This is a genomic window from Streptomyces sp. NPDC051364 (assembly GCF_040682115.1).
Lineage (GTDB): Bacteria > Actinomycetota > Actinomycetes > Streptomycetales > Streptomycetaceae > Streptomyces.
In genome coordinates, this window is record NZ_JBFBAH010000015.1 from 115823 (window position 1) to 130066 (window position 14244).

The window sequence follows — 14244 nt, forward strand, 5'->3', positions numbered from 1 at the left end:
ATCACCAAGGAGACAGTCATGCGTGCGGTCGTCGTCAGCCAGTGGGGCGGACCCGAGGTTCTCACCGAGGTCGAGATGGAGCGGCCGGAGCCGGGCCTGAACGAGATCCTCGTACGGGTCCACGCGGCCGGCGTGAACCCGGCGGACTGGAAGACCCGGGCCAGCGGCGGCCTCATCGCCTGGGGCGAGGTCCCGATGGTCGGCTGGGACGTCTCGGGCACCGTCGAGGCGGTCGGTCCGGGCGTGACGCTGTACCGCGAGGGCGACGAGGTGTACGGCATGCCGAACTTCCCGCGCCAGGCGGGCGGCTACGCCGAGTACGTGGTCGCCCCGGCCCGGCACTTCGCCCGCAAGCCGGCCTCCCTGGACCACGTGCAGGCGGCGGCCCTGCCGCTGGCGGCGCTGACCGCCTGGCAGGCTCTGGTGGACACGGCCGGGGTCACGGCCGGGCAGCGGGTGCTGGTTCACGCGGCGGCGGGCGGAGTCGGCCACCTTGCGGTGCAGATCGCCAAGGCCCGCGGCGCGTACGTGATCGGCACGGCCAGCGCGGCCAAGCACGAGCTGCTGCGCGAGCTGGGCGCCGACGAGCTGATCGACTACCGCACCACGGACTTCGAGGACGCCGTCTCGGACGTGGACGTCGTGATCGACGCGGTCGGCGGGGACTACGGGCAGCGCTCGCTGAAGGTGCTGAAGCCGGGCGGGCACCTGGTGACCCTGCCGGGCCCGGACGGCATCCCGGCCGACACGCAGGGCGTGCACGCCGCCTGGGTCCTCGTCGAGCCGGACCTCAAGGGCCTGGAGGAGATCGCGTCCCTCGCCGACCGCGGCCTGCTCAAGCCGCTGATCGACACGGTCCTGCCGCTCGCGCAGGCCGCGAAGGCCCACGAGATCGGCGAGCAGGGCCGGACCACCGGGAAGATCGTCCTGACGGTCGGCTAGACGCGGCTGGACGGCCTGGACGGCCTGGGACTCAAGGGCGGCCACAGGGGCTTCGCGAACCCTTCCACGCCCCGGTCACACGGACGCGGCCGTGGCCCGGGTGGTCGTCGCGATGGTGGCGGAGCCGACCACGCGGGTGCCGTCGTAGAGCACGATCGCCTGCCCGGGGGCGACACCGCGGACCGGCTCCTCGAAGCGCACCCTCAGCTCGCCGTCCACGAGCTCGGCGAAGACCTCGGTCTCGCCGCCGTGGGCGCGCAGCTGCGCGGTGTACGTGCCCGGGGCCGCAGCCGTGGAGCCGCACCAGCGGGGGCGGATCGCGGTCAGGGCGCCGACGTCGAGGGCCTCGGCGGGGCCGACGGTGACGGTGTTGTTCACCGGCGAGATGTCGAGGACGTAACGCGGCTTGCCGTCGGGAGCGGGGTGGCCGATGCGCAGGCCCTTGCGCTGGCCGATGGTGAACCCGAAGGCGCCGTCGTGGGTGCCGACCTTCTGGCCGGTCGCCTCGTCGACGATGTCGCCCTCGGCCTTGCCGAGGCGGTTCGCGAGGAAGCCCTGGGTGTCGCCGTCGGCGATGAAGCAGATGTCGTGGCTGTCGGGCTTCTTCGCGACGGCCAGGCCGCGCTCCTCCGCCTCCGCCCGGATCTCGTCCTTCGTCGTGAGGGTGTCGCCGAGCGGGAAGAGCGCGTGGGCGAGCTGCTTCTCGTCGAGGACGCCGAGGACGTACGACTGGTCCTTGGCCATGTCGGAGGCGCGGTGCAGCTCGCGGGAGCCGTCCTCGTGCACCACGACGGTGGCGTAGTGGCCAGTGCAGACGGCGTCGAAGCCGAGTGCGAGGGCCTTGTCGAGCAGGGCCGCGAACTTGATCTTCTCGTTGCAGCGCAGGCAGGGGTTCGGGGTGCGCCCGGCCTCGTACTCGGAGATGAAGTCCTCGACGACGTCCTCGCGGAAGCGCTCGGCGAGGTCCCAGACGTAGAACGGGATGCCGATGACGTCGGCGGCGCGGCGGGCGTCGCGGGAGTCCTCGATGGTGCAGCAGCCGCGGGCGCCCGTCCGGAAGGACTGCGGGTTCGCGGAGAGCGCGAGGTGGACGCCGGTCACGTCGTGCCCGGCTTCGACCGCACGGGCGGCTGCGACGGCGGAGTCCACGCCGCCGGACATGGCGGCCAGGACACGGAGGGGGCGGACGGTGCGCGGCAGGTTCTGAGTCATAGCACCGTCCAGAGTACGGGGGAACCGCCCGGGGTCACAGCGCGTTATCGGGTACAGGGGGTGGATCACATGGGGAGCAAGGTCGAAGCTGCGCCGAAGGCTGCGCCGCGCAGGACCCGCCGGGCGGTGCTGTTCGGGGGGCTCGGGGTCTTCACGGTGGCGGCGATCGCCGGGCAGGACGAGCTGCGGCGTGCCTGGTGGCTGCTGCCTGGCGTGGGCAAGCCCCGCAAGGAGGGTGAGGTGGACCACGTGGGCGCGGGCTGGACGTCGGCCTCGCCGGCGAACTGGCGGATGGCGGACCGGCCCGAGGACTACCGGGTGGACCGGATCGTCGTGCATGTCACGCAGGGCAGCTTCGCGTCCTCGGTGGACGCCTTCAAGAACCCGTTCCACCAGGCGTCGGCGCACTACATAGTCGGCCAGGACGGCCGCATCGAGCAGATGGTGCGCGAGATGGATGTCGCCTTCCACTCGGGCAACCGCTCCATGAACGAGCGCAGCCTGGGCATCGAGCACGAGGGGTTCGTGGACCGGCCGCAGGACTTCACGGAGGCGATGTACGCGGCCTCGGCCCGGCTGACCGCCGACATATGCCGCAGATACGGCATACCGGTGGACCGTACGCACATAGTGGCCCACTCCGAGGTCCCGGGCACCGACCACACGGACCCGGGCCGCCACTGGGACTGGGACCGGTACCTGGGCCTGGTCCGCTCGGAGCTCGCGGCGGCCCCCGCCAAGGCCTCGGGCTGACCGGACGGCCTAGCTGAGGCCTGCCGTACGGGCGCGCTCGACGGCCGGGCCGATGGCGGCGGCAACGGCCCGGACGTCCTCCTTGGTGGAGGTGTGGCCGAGGGAAAAGCGCAGGGTGCCGCGGGCCAGTTGCGGATCCGTACCGGTGGCCAGCAGGACGTGGCTGGGCTGGGCCACGCCGGCGGTGCAGGCGGAGCCGGTGGAGCACTCGATGCCCTGGGCGTCCAGCAGGAGCAGCAGGGAGTCGCCCTCGCAGCCGGGGAAGCTGAAGTGCGCGTTGGCCGGGAGCCGGTCGTCCGGGTCCCCGCCGAGGACGGCGTCGGGCACCTCCCGGAGCACGGCGGCGACCAGCTCGTCGCGCAGCGCGCCGATCTCGGCGGCGAACCGCTCGCGCCGCTCGGCGGCGATCACGGCGGCCACCGCGAAGGCGGCGACGGCGGGCACGTCGAGGGTCCCGGAGCGCACGTGCCGCTCCTGGCCACCGCCGTGCAGAACGGGTACGGGGCTCTGGTCGCGGCCGAGCAGCAGCGCGCCGATGCCGTACGGGCCGCCGACCTTGTGGCCGCTGACGGTCATCGCGGCGAGGCCGCTGTCGCCGAAGCGGACGTCGAGCTGACCGAAGGCCTGGACGGCGTCGGAGTGCAGGGGGATAGCGAACTCGCGGGCCACGGCGGCCAGTTCATGGACCGGCATGACGGTGCCGATCTCGTTGTTGGCCCACATGACGGTGGCCAGGGCCACGTCCTCGGAGTTGCGCGCGATGGCTTCCCGGAGGGCCTCGGGGTGCACGCGGCCGTAGCGGTCGACGGGGAGGTACTCGACCCGGGCGCCCTCGTGCTCGCCGAGCCAGTGGACGGCGTCGAGGACGGCGTGGTGCTCGACGGGGCTGGCGAGCACCCGGGTCCGGGCGGGGTCCTGGTCGCGCCGGGCCCAGTAGAGGCCCTTGACGGCGAGGTTGTCGGCCTCCGTGCCGCCCGCGGTGAAGACCACCTCGCTCGGGCGGGCGCCGAGTGCCTCGGCGAGGGCCTCGCGGGCCTCCTCGACGGTACGGCGGGCGCGGCGGCCGGCGGCGTGGAGGGAGGACGCGTTACCCGTGGCGGCGAACTGCGCGGTCATCGCCGCAGCGGCCTCCGGGAGCATCGGAGTGGTGGCGGCGTGGTCGAGGTAGGCCATGATCCCCCGATTCTACGAGTCCGCTGCACGGGGCCGGACCCCGCGGGGTCCAGCCTCCCGCCAGGCCGCACCCGGCAGCCACCGACCCCGCCTCGGCGGGCTCGCCCGGCGGGCCTTGCCGGGACCCCGCTCGGGCCTCTGCCCCCGATCGGCCACTCCCCAAACCCCGCCGGAGCGTATCCGAGCCGACCCGGCCGGAACTCCCCGCTCCCCGACGGGTCAGCGGGGGGCGCGGGCCAGTTGGCGGGACTGAGCCACCAGGCGGTCCGCGGAGTCCCAGACCTCGGCGTCCTCCTCCAGGAAGCCCCCGGCCAGGTTCCGGGTCGTGATGGAGATCCGCAGCGGGCCCGGGGCCGGGCGATGGCGGATGTGGGTGGTGAGCTCGATGGTCGGGCTCCAGCCCATCAGACCCAGGTCGAAGCAGGTCGGCGGCAGCGCGTCCACCGCGAGCAGCATCGAGAGCGGGTCCGCGTCACGGCCGTCGGCCAGCTCGAACCAGGCCCGCATCTCGCCCCTCCCCGACGGCGCGCCGAGCGCCCAGCCCGCCGTCGCCGGGTCCAGCCGCAGCCGGAGCCGGTCCACGATCGCATTGCTGCCGGGGATCGGAGCCGGGCCGGCCTCCGGGCCGAGGCAGTCGGCGTAGGGCGGGATCACCGGCGGGACGGCCGTGGTGCGGACGTCGTCCGGGAGGGAGGCGAGGTCGCCGTACGAGGCGACGACCCGGATCCGCTCGATCTCGGCGCCGTTCTCGTCGTACTGGAAGAGGGAGGCCTGGCCGGTGGATAGGGTGCGTCCCACCCGGACGACCTCGGTGCGGATCACCGCGGGGCCGGGTACCGACGAGGTCAGGTAGTGCGCGGAGACGGTGAACGGGTCCGGGTGCGGCAGGGCCGCCGACAGCGCCCGGCCGACCAGGGCGAGCAGATAGCCGCCGTTGACGGCGGTGATGATCGTCCATCCGGCGGAGAGTTCCGCGTCGTACACACCGGGCTCGCCCGCGCGGGCGGTGACGGTGGTGTCGCGGTCGAACTCGCTGTCGCCGATGGTTGCCTGGGCCGCTGCGTATGCCATGAATTCGACACTACAACGCGAAGCTACTAAGCGGTAGCTTTCCTTTGCTACATGCTGGTTACGGCTCTTCGGCCACCGAGGAGCGGCGGTTCCAGGCCAGCGGGGCCCGCCAGTGGTAGGTCATGGCGAGGAGCCGGAGCACGAAGGTGGTGACGATCGCGAGGGCGGTGGTCATCGCGTTGAGCACGCCGAAGCCGATGAACACGGCCACCATCGAGGCGCCGACCATGGCGGGGACGGCGTACATCTCGCGGTCGCGCAGCAGCGACGGCACCTCGTTGACGAGTACGTCGCGCACCACGCCCCCGCCGACGGCGGTGGCCAGGCCCAGCGCGGCGGACGCGGTGAGTCCGAGGCCGAACTCGTACGCCTTGGTCGTGCCCGTCACGCAGAACAGGGCGAGGCCGGCGGCATCGAAGACGTTGATGGCGCGGTTGATCCGCTGCACCTCGGGGTGCAGGAAGAAGACGAGGCCGGCCGCGATCAGCGGCGTGACGAAGAAGCTGAGCTCGCCGAAGGCGGCCGGCGGGACGGCGCCGATGACGAGGTCGCGGAAGAGGCCGCCGCCGAGGGCGGTGACCAGCGCGAGGACGCAGATGCCGAACACGTCGAAGTTCTTGCGTACGGCGAGCAGGGCGCCTGAGGTGGCGAAGACGAAGATGCCGGCGAGGTCCAGGGCATGCTGGATCCCGGGCGGGAAGAGATCGTGGAGCACCGCCCCATTGTGCCGTTCGCCAGGCCGTCTGTTCGACGGGCCGGGCCCGCCACCCCGGCCGGAGGCCGGCCACCCGGCCGGGAGCCCCCCGGCCGGGCGCGGACAAGCCGGTGTCCCGGGCTCCGACCGCTACGCGGAGACCGGGACACCGGACGAGGTGGGCCCGGTTACTCCGAGACCGTCACCACCGCCTCCGCCGCGCCCGGCAGGGCCGGGTCGCCCGGAGCCTGGTCGGCGGCGTTCTCCGGGTGGTGGCAGGCCACCTGGTGGCCCGTGGCCAGGGCCAGCATCGGCGGTTCCTGCGTCGTGCAGATCTGCGTGGCCTTCCAGCACCGCGTGTGGAAGCGGCAGCCGGTAGGGGGCGAGATCGGCGAGGGCACGTCGCCCTTGAGCAGGATGCGCCCGCTCTTCGCGCCACGCCGGCGCGGGTCCGGCACCGGCACGGCCGACAGCAGCGCCTTGGTGTACGGGTGCATCGGGTTCTCGTACAGCGACTTGCGGTCGGTCAGCTCCACGATCTTGCCGAGGTACATCACCGCGATGCGGTCCGACACGTGCCGGATGACCGACAGGTCGTGCGCGATGATCACGTACGTGAGGCCGAGCTCCTCCTGGAGGTCGTCCAGCAGGTTGACCACCTGGGCCTGGATCGACACGTCCAGCGCCGAGACCGGCTCGTCGGCGACGACCAGCTTCGGCTTCAGGGCCAGCGCGCGGGCGATGCCGATGCGCTGGCGCTGACCGCCCGAGAACTCGTGCGGGTAGCGGTTGTAGTGCTCCGGATTGAGGCCCACCAGGGACAGCAGGCGCTGCACCTCCGCCTTCAGGCCGCCCTCCGGCTGCACGCCCTGCAGCTTGAACGGGGCGCTGACGATCGTGCCGACCGTGTGCCGCGGGTTCAGCGAGCCGTACGGGTCCTGGAAGATCATCTGCACGTCGCGGCGCAGCGGGCGCATTCCGGAGACACCGAGGTGCGTGATGTCGCGCCCCTGGAACTCGACCGTGCCGCTCGTGGGCTCCAGCAGGCGCGTGATCAGGCGGCCCATCGTCGACTTGCCGCAGCCGGACTCTCCGACAACGCCGAGCGTCTCACCGCGCCGGACGTCGAAGTCGATGCCGTCCACGGCCTTGACGGCCCCGACCTGCCGGCGCAGCAGCCCCTTGTTGATGGGGAAGTGCTTGACCAGGCCGGTCACCTTCAGCAGCGGCTGCTCCTCGGCCGCAGCCGCGGAGTCCTTCTTCATGTCGGTCACAGCTTCGGCGCAATCTCTTCGGTCCAGATCCGGGTCCGCTCCTCCTGCGACATGTGGCAGGCGGACCAGTGCCGGCTGTCGTCCTCGGTGAGCTCGGGCCGCTGGGTGCGGGTGATGCCGCCCTTGGGGATGTCGGCGTACGGGCAGCGCGGGTTGAAGGCGCAGCCGCTCGGGATGTTGATCAGGCTGGGCGGCGAGCCCTTGACCGGGATCAGGCGCTCGGTCTGCTCGCGGTCGATGCGCGGCATGGAGCCGAGCAGGCCCCAGGTGTAGGGGTGGCGGGGTTCGTAGAAGACCTTCTCTGCGGTGCCGCGCTCGACGCACCGGCCGCCGTACATCACGAGGATCTCGTCGGCCATCTCGGCGACCACGCCGAGGTCGTGCGTGATCATGATGACCGCGGAGCCGAACTCCTTCTGCAGGTCGCGGATCAGGTCGAGGATCTGCGCCTGGACGGTGACGTCGAGGGCGGTGGTCGGCTCGTCCGCGATGAGCAGTTCGGGGTTGTTGACGAGCGCCATCGCGATCATCGCGCGCTGGCGCATGCCGCCGGAGAACTCGTGCGGGTACGCGTCCACGCGCCGGTGGGGCTCGGGGATGCCGACCCGGTCGAGCATCTCGACCGCACGGGTGCGGGCGGTCTTCTTGTCGACGTTCTGGTGGGTCCGGTACGCCTCGATGATCTGCTTGCCGACCGAGTAGTACGGGTGCATCGCGGACAGCGGGTCCTGGAAGACCATCGCCATCTTGCGGCCGCGCAGCTTGCGTACGTGGTCCGCGTCGGCGCGTACGAGGTCCTCGCCGTCGAGCACGACCTGGCCCGAGATGTCCGGGCGGCTGCGGGCGTTGCCGGTGCGGTGCAGGCCCATGATGGCCAGCGAGGTCACCGACTTGCCGGAGCCGGACTCGCCGACGATGCCGAGCGTCTTGCCGCGCTCGAGGTCGAAGGAGAGCCCGTCGACGGACTTGACCAGGCCGTCGTCGGTCGGGAAGTGCACCTTGAGGTCGCGTACGGAGAGGAACGCGGCGTCCTTCGGCGGCCCGGCCTGCTCGGGGACGAACGCGGGCCCGCCGGAGGTGCTCTCGCCGGAGGCGGTGGTGGGGTTCTCGGTCACGTCAGCCTCACGCGCGGGTCGATGACGGCGTACAGCAGGTCCACGATCAGGTTGGCCATCACCACGAAGAGCGCGGCGAGCAGGGTGACGCCCATGATCACGGGCAGGTCGCCCTGGCCGATGGCGGCCACGGCCGCCGTCCCCAGACCCTGGAAGTTGAAGGTCGTCTCGGTGAGCACCGCGCCGCCGAGGAGTCCGCCGAGGTCCAGGCCGAACATCGTGACGATCGGGGTGAGCGTGGAGCGCAGGGCGTGCTTGCGGATGACCACGCCCTCCTTGAGCCCCTTGGCGCGGGCGGTGCGGATGTAGTCCTCGCCGAGGACCTCGAGCATCGTGGCGCGGGTGATGCGGGCGTAGGTGGCGGCGAAGAGGAAGGCCAGGGTGATCCAGGGCAGGATCAGGGAGTTGAGCCAGGCCACCGGATCCTCGGTGAACGGTTTGTAGTTGGACACGTCCAGCCAGCCGAGGCTGTAGACGAAGATCGCGGGGGCCACCATGCCGGTGAAGAAGATCGGCAGGGAGACGCCGGCGAGGGCGCCGACCATCACGGTGCGGTCGATGGCCGTCCGGCGTTTGAGCGCCGAGATGACACCGGTCGCCACACCGGCGATCACCCAGATGACCGCTGCGCCGAGGGCGAGCGAGAGGGTGACCGGCATGCGGTCGACCATGGTCTCCCAGACGGGTGCCTCGGTCTTGAAGGAGTAGCCGAAGCAGGGGGCGGCGCAGTGGGTGACATCCGTGCCGCCGTCGTAGTCACGGCCGGCGAAGATGCCCTTGACGAAGGTCAGGTACTGCTCGGAGATGGGCTTGTCGAAGCCCATCTTCACGCGGATGCCCGCCAGGGCGGTCTCGTTGGTCTCGCGTCCGGCGTACATCAGGGCCGGATCGCTGCCTGTGATCTTGGGGACCGCGAAGAAGATGCCGAAGGTGACCACGGAGACCACCAGCAGCGTGGCGACGACGTTGAACATTCGCCGTATGAGGTAGACGAGCACTGCAGTCGGCCGCCCGGGGCGGGCGGCTGCCGTCCCTTTTGGGGACGGCAGCCGCCGCCTGCGGCCTTCACCTGCCCTTCGGACTAGCGCATGTGCGGTGAAGGCACTTGCCTGTTGTTACGTGACGACTCGACCACTCGGCTACTTGGCGGCGATGCCGACCGTGGCCAGGTCGATCTTGCCCATGGAGTCGTTGAAGTAGACGTTCGTCAGACGCGGGTTGTGGTAGACGAAGGCCTTGTCGAAGTTGATCGGGAGGTAGAGAGCCTTCTCCATGATCTTCTTGTTGATGTCCGTGTAGAACGGAGCAGCAGCTTCCGGAGTCGCGGCGGCCGCGGCCGTCTTGAACAGCTGGTTGATCTCCGGGTCGTTGATCATCGTGAAGTTGTTGTTGCCGTTGGGCTGGATGAACGATCCGTCAACGAGCGGCTGGAGGAAGCCCGAGCCGGAGTTGTAGTCGGCGCCCCAGCCCATCACGATGATGCCGTAGTTCTTCTTCTTCACGTTCTCGGGCGAACCGATCACGGAGGAGGAGAGCTTGCCGTCGTACTGGTCGATGGTGACCTTGATGCCGACCTTGGCGAGCGACGCCTGCAGGGACTCGGCCGTCTTCACCTCGGGGGCGCGGTTGTTGCGCACCGCGATGGTGGTCTCGAACCCGTCCGGCTTGCCACAGGCCTTGAGGGCCTCCTTGGCCTTGGCCTCCTGCGGCTCGCCCTTGGTCAGGCCGAAGGGGTCGTAGCTCTTGTCGGCACCGGGGATACCGGGCGGCAGCATGTTCGCGCCGAGGTCACCGCTGGTCGGGCCGCCGCGGGCGGTCTGCAGGGACTTCGGGTCGGCCGCGAGGATGACGGCCTTGCGGCACTCGATGTTGTCGAACGGCGCGACCGTGGTCGGGAAGGCGAAGTAGCGGATGTAACCCGTGAACGGGTTGTCCGCGTTCTGCTTCAGCTTCTCGTCCTTGAGGACCTTGTTCTTGCCGGCCTGCTGCATGCCCGTGCCGTCGATGGCGAGGTCGATGTCGCCCGACAGCAGACGCGCGTCCATGTCGTCCGGGTTGGTGGTCACCGTGAACGAGACCTTGTCCGGCAGACCCTTGCGGATCGTGTCGGTCTTCGGGTCCCAGTTCTCGTTGCGGACGAAGGTCGCGCCCTTGCTCGCGGTGAAGCTCTCGACCTTGTACGGGCCGGTGGAGATCGGCTTGTTGGTGTACGTGGCGCCCGTGTCCTTGGCCGCCGGGACCGGCGAGGAGGACGGCATGGCCAGCAGGTAGCTGAAGTCGGAGTTGGCGCTCGCCAGGTTGAAGACGATCGTCTTGTCGTCCGGCGTCTCGACGGACTTCAGACCCATCTTGTTGGGGTCGGTGTCCTTGTAGGGGCCGGGGTACTTCTGGCCCTGGTCGAGGATGTCGATCAGGTACGTGGGACCGCCGGACAGCACGTCCTGCGCGAAGACGCGCTCGATGCCGTACTTGAAGTCCTTCGAGGTGATCGGCGTACCGTCCTCGAACTTCACGCCGTCCTTGATCTTGAGGGTGTACGTCTTGCCCTCGTTGCTCAGGACCGGCAGACCCTCGGCGAGGTCCGGGACGAGCTTGCTGCCGTCCTTGCCCGGCTTGCTGTCGTACGCGAGCAGCTGGCGCACGTAGAGGCGCTGGATGTCCCACACGAAGCCGTAGTAGGCACGCGCCGGGTCGAGGTAGTCGACGTCCTGCGGCGACCAGAGCTTGAGCTCACCGCCCTTGGCGTCCGAGGGGTTCACCATGCCGGTGGTGGCGGCGTTGAACGCGGCGCCACCACCGCCCTTGCCCTCGGACTTCTTGCCGTCGCTGCCACCGCACGCGGCGGTCAGGGACAGGGCGGCGATCACGGCGGTGATCGCGAATGCCTGCTTTCTGCGGATCACGTTGGTCCAACCTCCATAGGTGGGTGAATCGATGAAGCGGTTCAGCTGCCCTTGGGGTCGAGTGCGTCACGCAGCCCGTCCCCGAAGAGGTTGAACGCCAGGACGGTGATGAAGATCGTGATACCCGGGACCACCATGTACGCGGGGTCGTCCTGGTAGATGGGGATGGCGTCGGAGAGCATCTTTCCCCAGGACGCGGTGGGCGGCTTGACGCCGGCACCGAGGAAGCTGAGGGCCGCCTCCGTCAGGATGTTGGTCGGGATGAGCAGCGTCGAGTAGACGAGGATCGGCGCGACCAGGTTGGGCAGCAGCTCCTTGATCAGGATGTAGCCGCGGCCGGCGCCGAGGCTGCGCGCGGCCTCGACGTACTCGCGCTCCCGCAGGGAGATCGTCTGGCCCCGGACGATACGGCCGATGTACGGCCAGCCGAAGAAGCCGATGACGACGATCAGTACGCCCATCCGGACGCCGGAACCCTCGAACCCCCAGAGGGAGTTGGGTACGACGGAGACCAGGGCGATGGTGAACAGCAGCTGCGGGAAGGCGAGCAGCAGGTCCATCAGGCGGCTGATGAGGCCGTCGACCCAGCCGCCGAGGAACCCGGCGAGCGCACCGAGCAGGCTGCCTATGGTGACCGACACGGAGGCCGACAGGAAGGCGACGATCAGGGAGATGCGGGCGCCGTAGACGATCCGGCTGAACACGTCTCGGCCGTTCGTGGGTTCGACGCCGAGCAGGAAGTCGGAGCTCATCCCGCCGAAGGAGCCGAGCGGTGTGCCCAGGTCCGGGTCGATCAGGTCCTCGTGGAACTCGTTGGGCGGGTGGCCCAGCAGGCTCACGATCTGCGGTGCGAAGACCGCCACCAGGATCAGGAGGATCACGACCACGCCGCCGGTCAGCGCGACCTTGTCGCGCTTGAGCCGCATCCAGGCGATGCGGCCGGGCGAGCGGCCTTCGATGGCCTTTGCAGGGACGTCGGCTACGGACACGGTTGCGGGTGTTTCCGCGCTCGTGTCATGCAGTGGTGCCGTCATCGTGGTGGGGACCCCTCTCGGCCGACGGGTTGCCGGCCCATGCCCGCCGCTGTGGCGGCGTTGGTGCGGAGTGGCGCTCGGAGTGCGTGGTGACACGCAGGACGCGTGCTGAGGTGCAGGAACTGCGGGAAGTGCGATGCAGAGCCACAAGCGAAATGCATATGCCGAACCTGACTTCGCAGGACTGACCGGCTCTTGGGTGGGGAGTCTTCATCGGCGCTGCGAGCAGCCGCCAGACCCGCAGATGAATGGATGCGCAACCGTGATGTGAGGGTCGAGTTCCCGTTATCCGGACTTCGCTCTCACCTGAGCGGATCAAGACCGTCCGTTCGGTACGCAATCGGACATGGCGCCCAACTCACGGTAGGACCATGCCTTTTGGCCCCACAACACGGCTGATATCCGGACAAGCCGAAGGCCGCAGGGAACGGTGGTTCCCTGCGGCCTTCGGTCGGTTCGATACGGCTGTCTCAGAGGCCGGGCAGACCCGGACGAGGTCGGTGCTTCCGGGGTCAGTACGCGGGGGCCTGGCCCTCGCGGTCGTAGAAGGGGCGGCTCTGGGCGCGCAGCCACATGGCGACGGGGTCGTGCTCGTCCGCCAGCGCCACCGTGCACACCGGCACACCCTCGGGGACCGCGCCGACCGACTGGCGCATCATCTCCCGTACGGATTCCAGCGCGGGCGCGGAGGCGTCGTACAGGTCGAGCCCGACCGCGAGGTACGGCGAGCCCAGCGAAGGCTGCACCCAGGCGCGGCGCAGCGAGCGGACGGCCGGGGTGCGGTGCGCGTGCTGGGTCAGCAGCCCGTAGAACTGCGGGAGCTCCAGGGCGGGCTCGGACAGCCGCAGCGGGCCGGCCGGCATCCGGTCGAGACCGGTGGCGATCCGGCGCAGGTCGGCCCAGGGGATGCCGAGGCCGCCGCCCTGGGCGTGCGGGTTGAGCCACAGGCCCCAGCGGTCCGGGTAGAGCGCGCGGGCGATGTCCCGGCCGGTGACCACCTCGTAGCCCCGGTTCCAGCCGCTGGCGGCCAGCTCCTGGGGGGAGGTCACGCACGGCGCGTACCCGAGGCCCTCGACCTCCATGCCGCCGTACTGGGCGTCCGGGGAGCCCGGCTGGCCCTGCCAGAGCAGCATCCACAGGCGGCCCTCGGCGAGGGCGTGCAGAAGCGACTCATAGCTCTCGTAGCGCCCGGGAGTCACCTGGCGCATCATGTGCTCGAGCTGCCCGGCCGCGGCCGTGCCTGACGCACTCACCCGGTACTCCTTCTTCGTCTGCCCGTCGTCCCACCCGTATCCGCACCCAGCTTAAGCGGCCCTACGGGAGGTAGAAGGGGCGTACGCGCGTAACCATGAAGTCGACCACCGGGTCCTGCACGGCGTCCAAGAGGATCAACTGCACGGGCCAGGGCGGCGGTACCCGGGTCAGGGCCCGGCCGAGGGCGTCCATCGGGGCATTCCGCATGCCGGGCTCCCATACCAGCAGCCGGACACCGATGTAGAGCTCCGGGGCCCCGCCCTCGACGCTGGCGAGGCAGCGGTGGGCGGCGGCGACCACGCCGGTGGCGCGGAACTCCTCGGCGGCGGCGGTCAGGAAGTCCACCGGGTCTTCCTGCCAGTCGGGCTCGTAGAGCCGGACCCGGCCGCCGGTGGCGGGGCCGTCGAGCGGGGTCCGGCCGATGCGGCAGAGCTCCGCGACGGCGGGCGGGGGCAGCGGGACGCCGACGGCGCCCTCCGGGTTCACGGCGATGCCGAGCTGCGGGGGCAGGCCGCGGGCGAACTCGACGGCGGGGGCGACGGCGAAGTCCATGGCGGGGCCGACGCAGGCGCGGAACTGGGCCTCGGAGCTGTAGACGGGGACGTACGCCGCCCCATCGATCTCCATGGTGGGCAGCATGAGGCCGGCCCCGTCCGGGCCGCCACCGCCGGGCAGGGGCACCCAGAGCCGGCTCCGGCCGAGCACCTCGACGATCCGGGCCCCGGCGTCCGCCTGCCCGAGCGCCGCCCCGAGCACCTGCTCCAGCTCGTTGTCCGGCCAGCCGCCGCCCTGCATGTACGCCTCCGCTGTGTGTTTTCC

General features: G+C 70.6%; 13 protein-coding genes. 2 read left to right on the forward strand and 11 right to left on the reverse strand.

Annotated features, from left to right (window positions below):
* Positions 1-18 precede the first annotated feature (18 nt).
* The gene (locus AB0M76_RS27745; protein WP_365955441.1) at positions 19-942 is read left to right on the forward strand and encodes an NADP-dependent oxidoreductase; all 924 of its coding nucleotides are present in this window, start codon (positions 19-21) and stop codon (positions 940-942) included.
* Between the two features lie 75 nt (positions 943-1017).
* Here AB0M76_RS27745 and mnmA read toward each other — a convergent pair whose 3' ends face one another.
* Positions 1018-2154: a tRNA 2-thiouridine(34) synthase MnmA gene (gene mnmA, locus AB0M76_RS27750; RefSeq protein ID WP_365955442.1), complete on the reverse strand. Its 1137-nt coding sequence runs from the start codon at positions 2152-2154 to the stop codon at positions 1018-1020.
* A gap of 69 nt (positions 2155-2223) precedes the next feature.
* Here mnmA and AB0M76_RS27755 point away from each other — a divergent pair, with 69 nt between their 5' ends.
* The gene (locus AB0M76_RS27755; RefSeq protein ID WP_365955443.1) at positions 2224-2907 is read left to right on the forward strand and encodes a peptidoglycan recognition family protein; all 684 of its coding nucleotides are present in this window, start codon (positions 2224-2226) and stop codon (positions 2905-2907) included.
* 9 nt (positions 2908-2916) lie between these two features.
* Here AB0M76_RS27755 and AB0M76_RS27760 read toward each other — a convergent pair whose 3' ends face one another.
* From AB0M76_RS27760 to AB0M76_RS27805, 10 genes are all read right to left on the reverse strand, one after another.
* Positions 2917-4080 (reverse strand): cysteine desulfurase family protein, encoded by a 1164-nt coding sequence (locus tag AB0M76_RS27760; RefSeq protein WP_365955444.1) that lies wholly within the window; start codon positions 4078-4080, stop codon positions 2917-2919.
* 219 nt (positions 4081-4299) lie between these two features.
* Positions 4300-5151, reverse strand: a complete 852-nt coding sequence (locus tag AB0M76_RS27765; RefSeq protein ID WP_365955445.1) for a thioesterase family protein — start codon at positions 5149-5151, stop codon at positions 4300-4302.
* Between the two features lie 58 nt (positions 5152-5209).
* Positions 5210-5866, reverse strand: a complete 657-nt coding sequence (locus tag AB0M76_RS27770; protein WP_365955446.1) for a trimeric intracellular cation channel family protein — start codon at positions 5864-5866, stop codon at positions 5210-5212.
* Between the two features lie 167 nt (positions 5867-6033).
* Positions 6034-7110 (reverse strand): dipeptide ABC transporter ATP-binding protein, encoded by a 1077-nt coding sequence (locus tag AB0M76_RS27775; protein WP_365955487.1) that lies wholly within the window; start codon positions 7108-7110, stop codon positions 6034-6036.
* A gap of 5 nt (positions 7111-7115) precedes the next feature.
* Positions 7116-8117, reverse strand: a complete 1002-nt coding sequence (locus AB0M76_RS27780) for an ABC transporter ATP-binding protein (RefSeq protein ID WP_266672670.1) — start codon at positions 8115-8117, stop codon at positions 7116-7118.
* 113 nt (positions 8118-8230) lie between these two features.
* A complete protein-coding gene (locus AB0M76_RS27785) occupies positions 8231-9232 on the reverse strand; it encodes an ABC transporter permease (RefSeq protein ID WP_266663503.1) in 1002 nt (333 codons plus the stop codon).
* Positions 9233-9373: 141 nt separating this feature from the next.
* Entirely contained in the window at positions 9374-11137 is a 1764-nt protein-coding gene (locus AB0M76_RS27790; protein ID WP_365955447.1) for an ABC transporter substrate-binding protein, read from the reverse strand.
* Positions 11138-11178: 41 nt separating this feature from the next.
* Entirely contained in the window at positions 11179-12171 is a 993-nt protein-coding gene (locus AB0M76_RS27795; RefSeq protein ID WP_365955448.1) for an ABC transporter permease, read from the reverse strand.
* A gap of 512 nt (positions 12172-12683) precedes the next feature.
* Positions 12684-13424 carry an enhanced serine sensitivity protein SseB C-terminal domain-containing protein gene (locus AB0M76_RS27800; RefSeq protein ID WP_266663507.1) on the reverse strand — a complete coding sequence of 247 codons (741 nt, stop codon included), beginning with the start codon at positions 13422-13424 and terminating at the stop codon, positions 12684-12686.
* A gap of 61 nt (positions 13425-13485) precedes the next feature.
* On the reverse strand, positions 13486-14220 hold the full coding sequence (locus tag AB0M76_RS27805) for an enhanced serine sensitivity protein SseB (protein WP_365955450.1): 735 nt from the start codon (positions 14218-14220) through the stop codon (positions 13486-13488).
* Positions 14221-14244 lie beyond the last annotated feature (24 nt).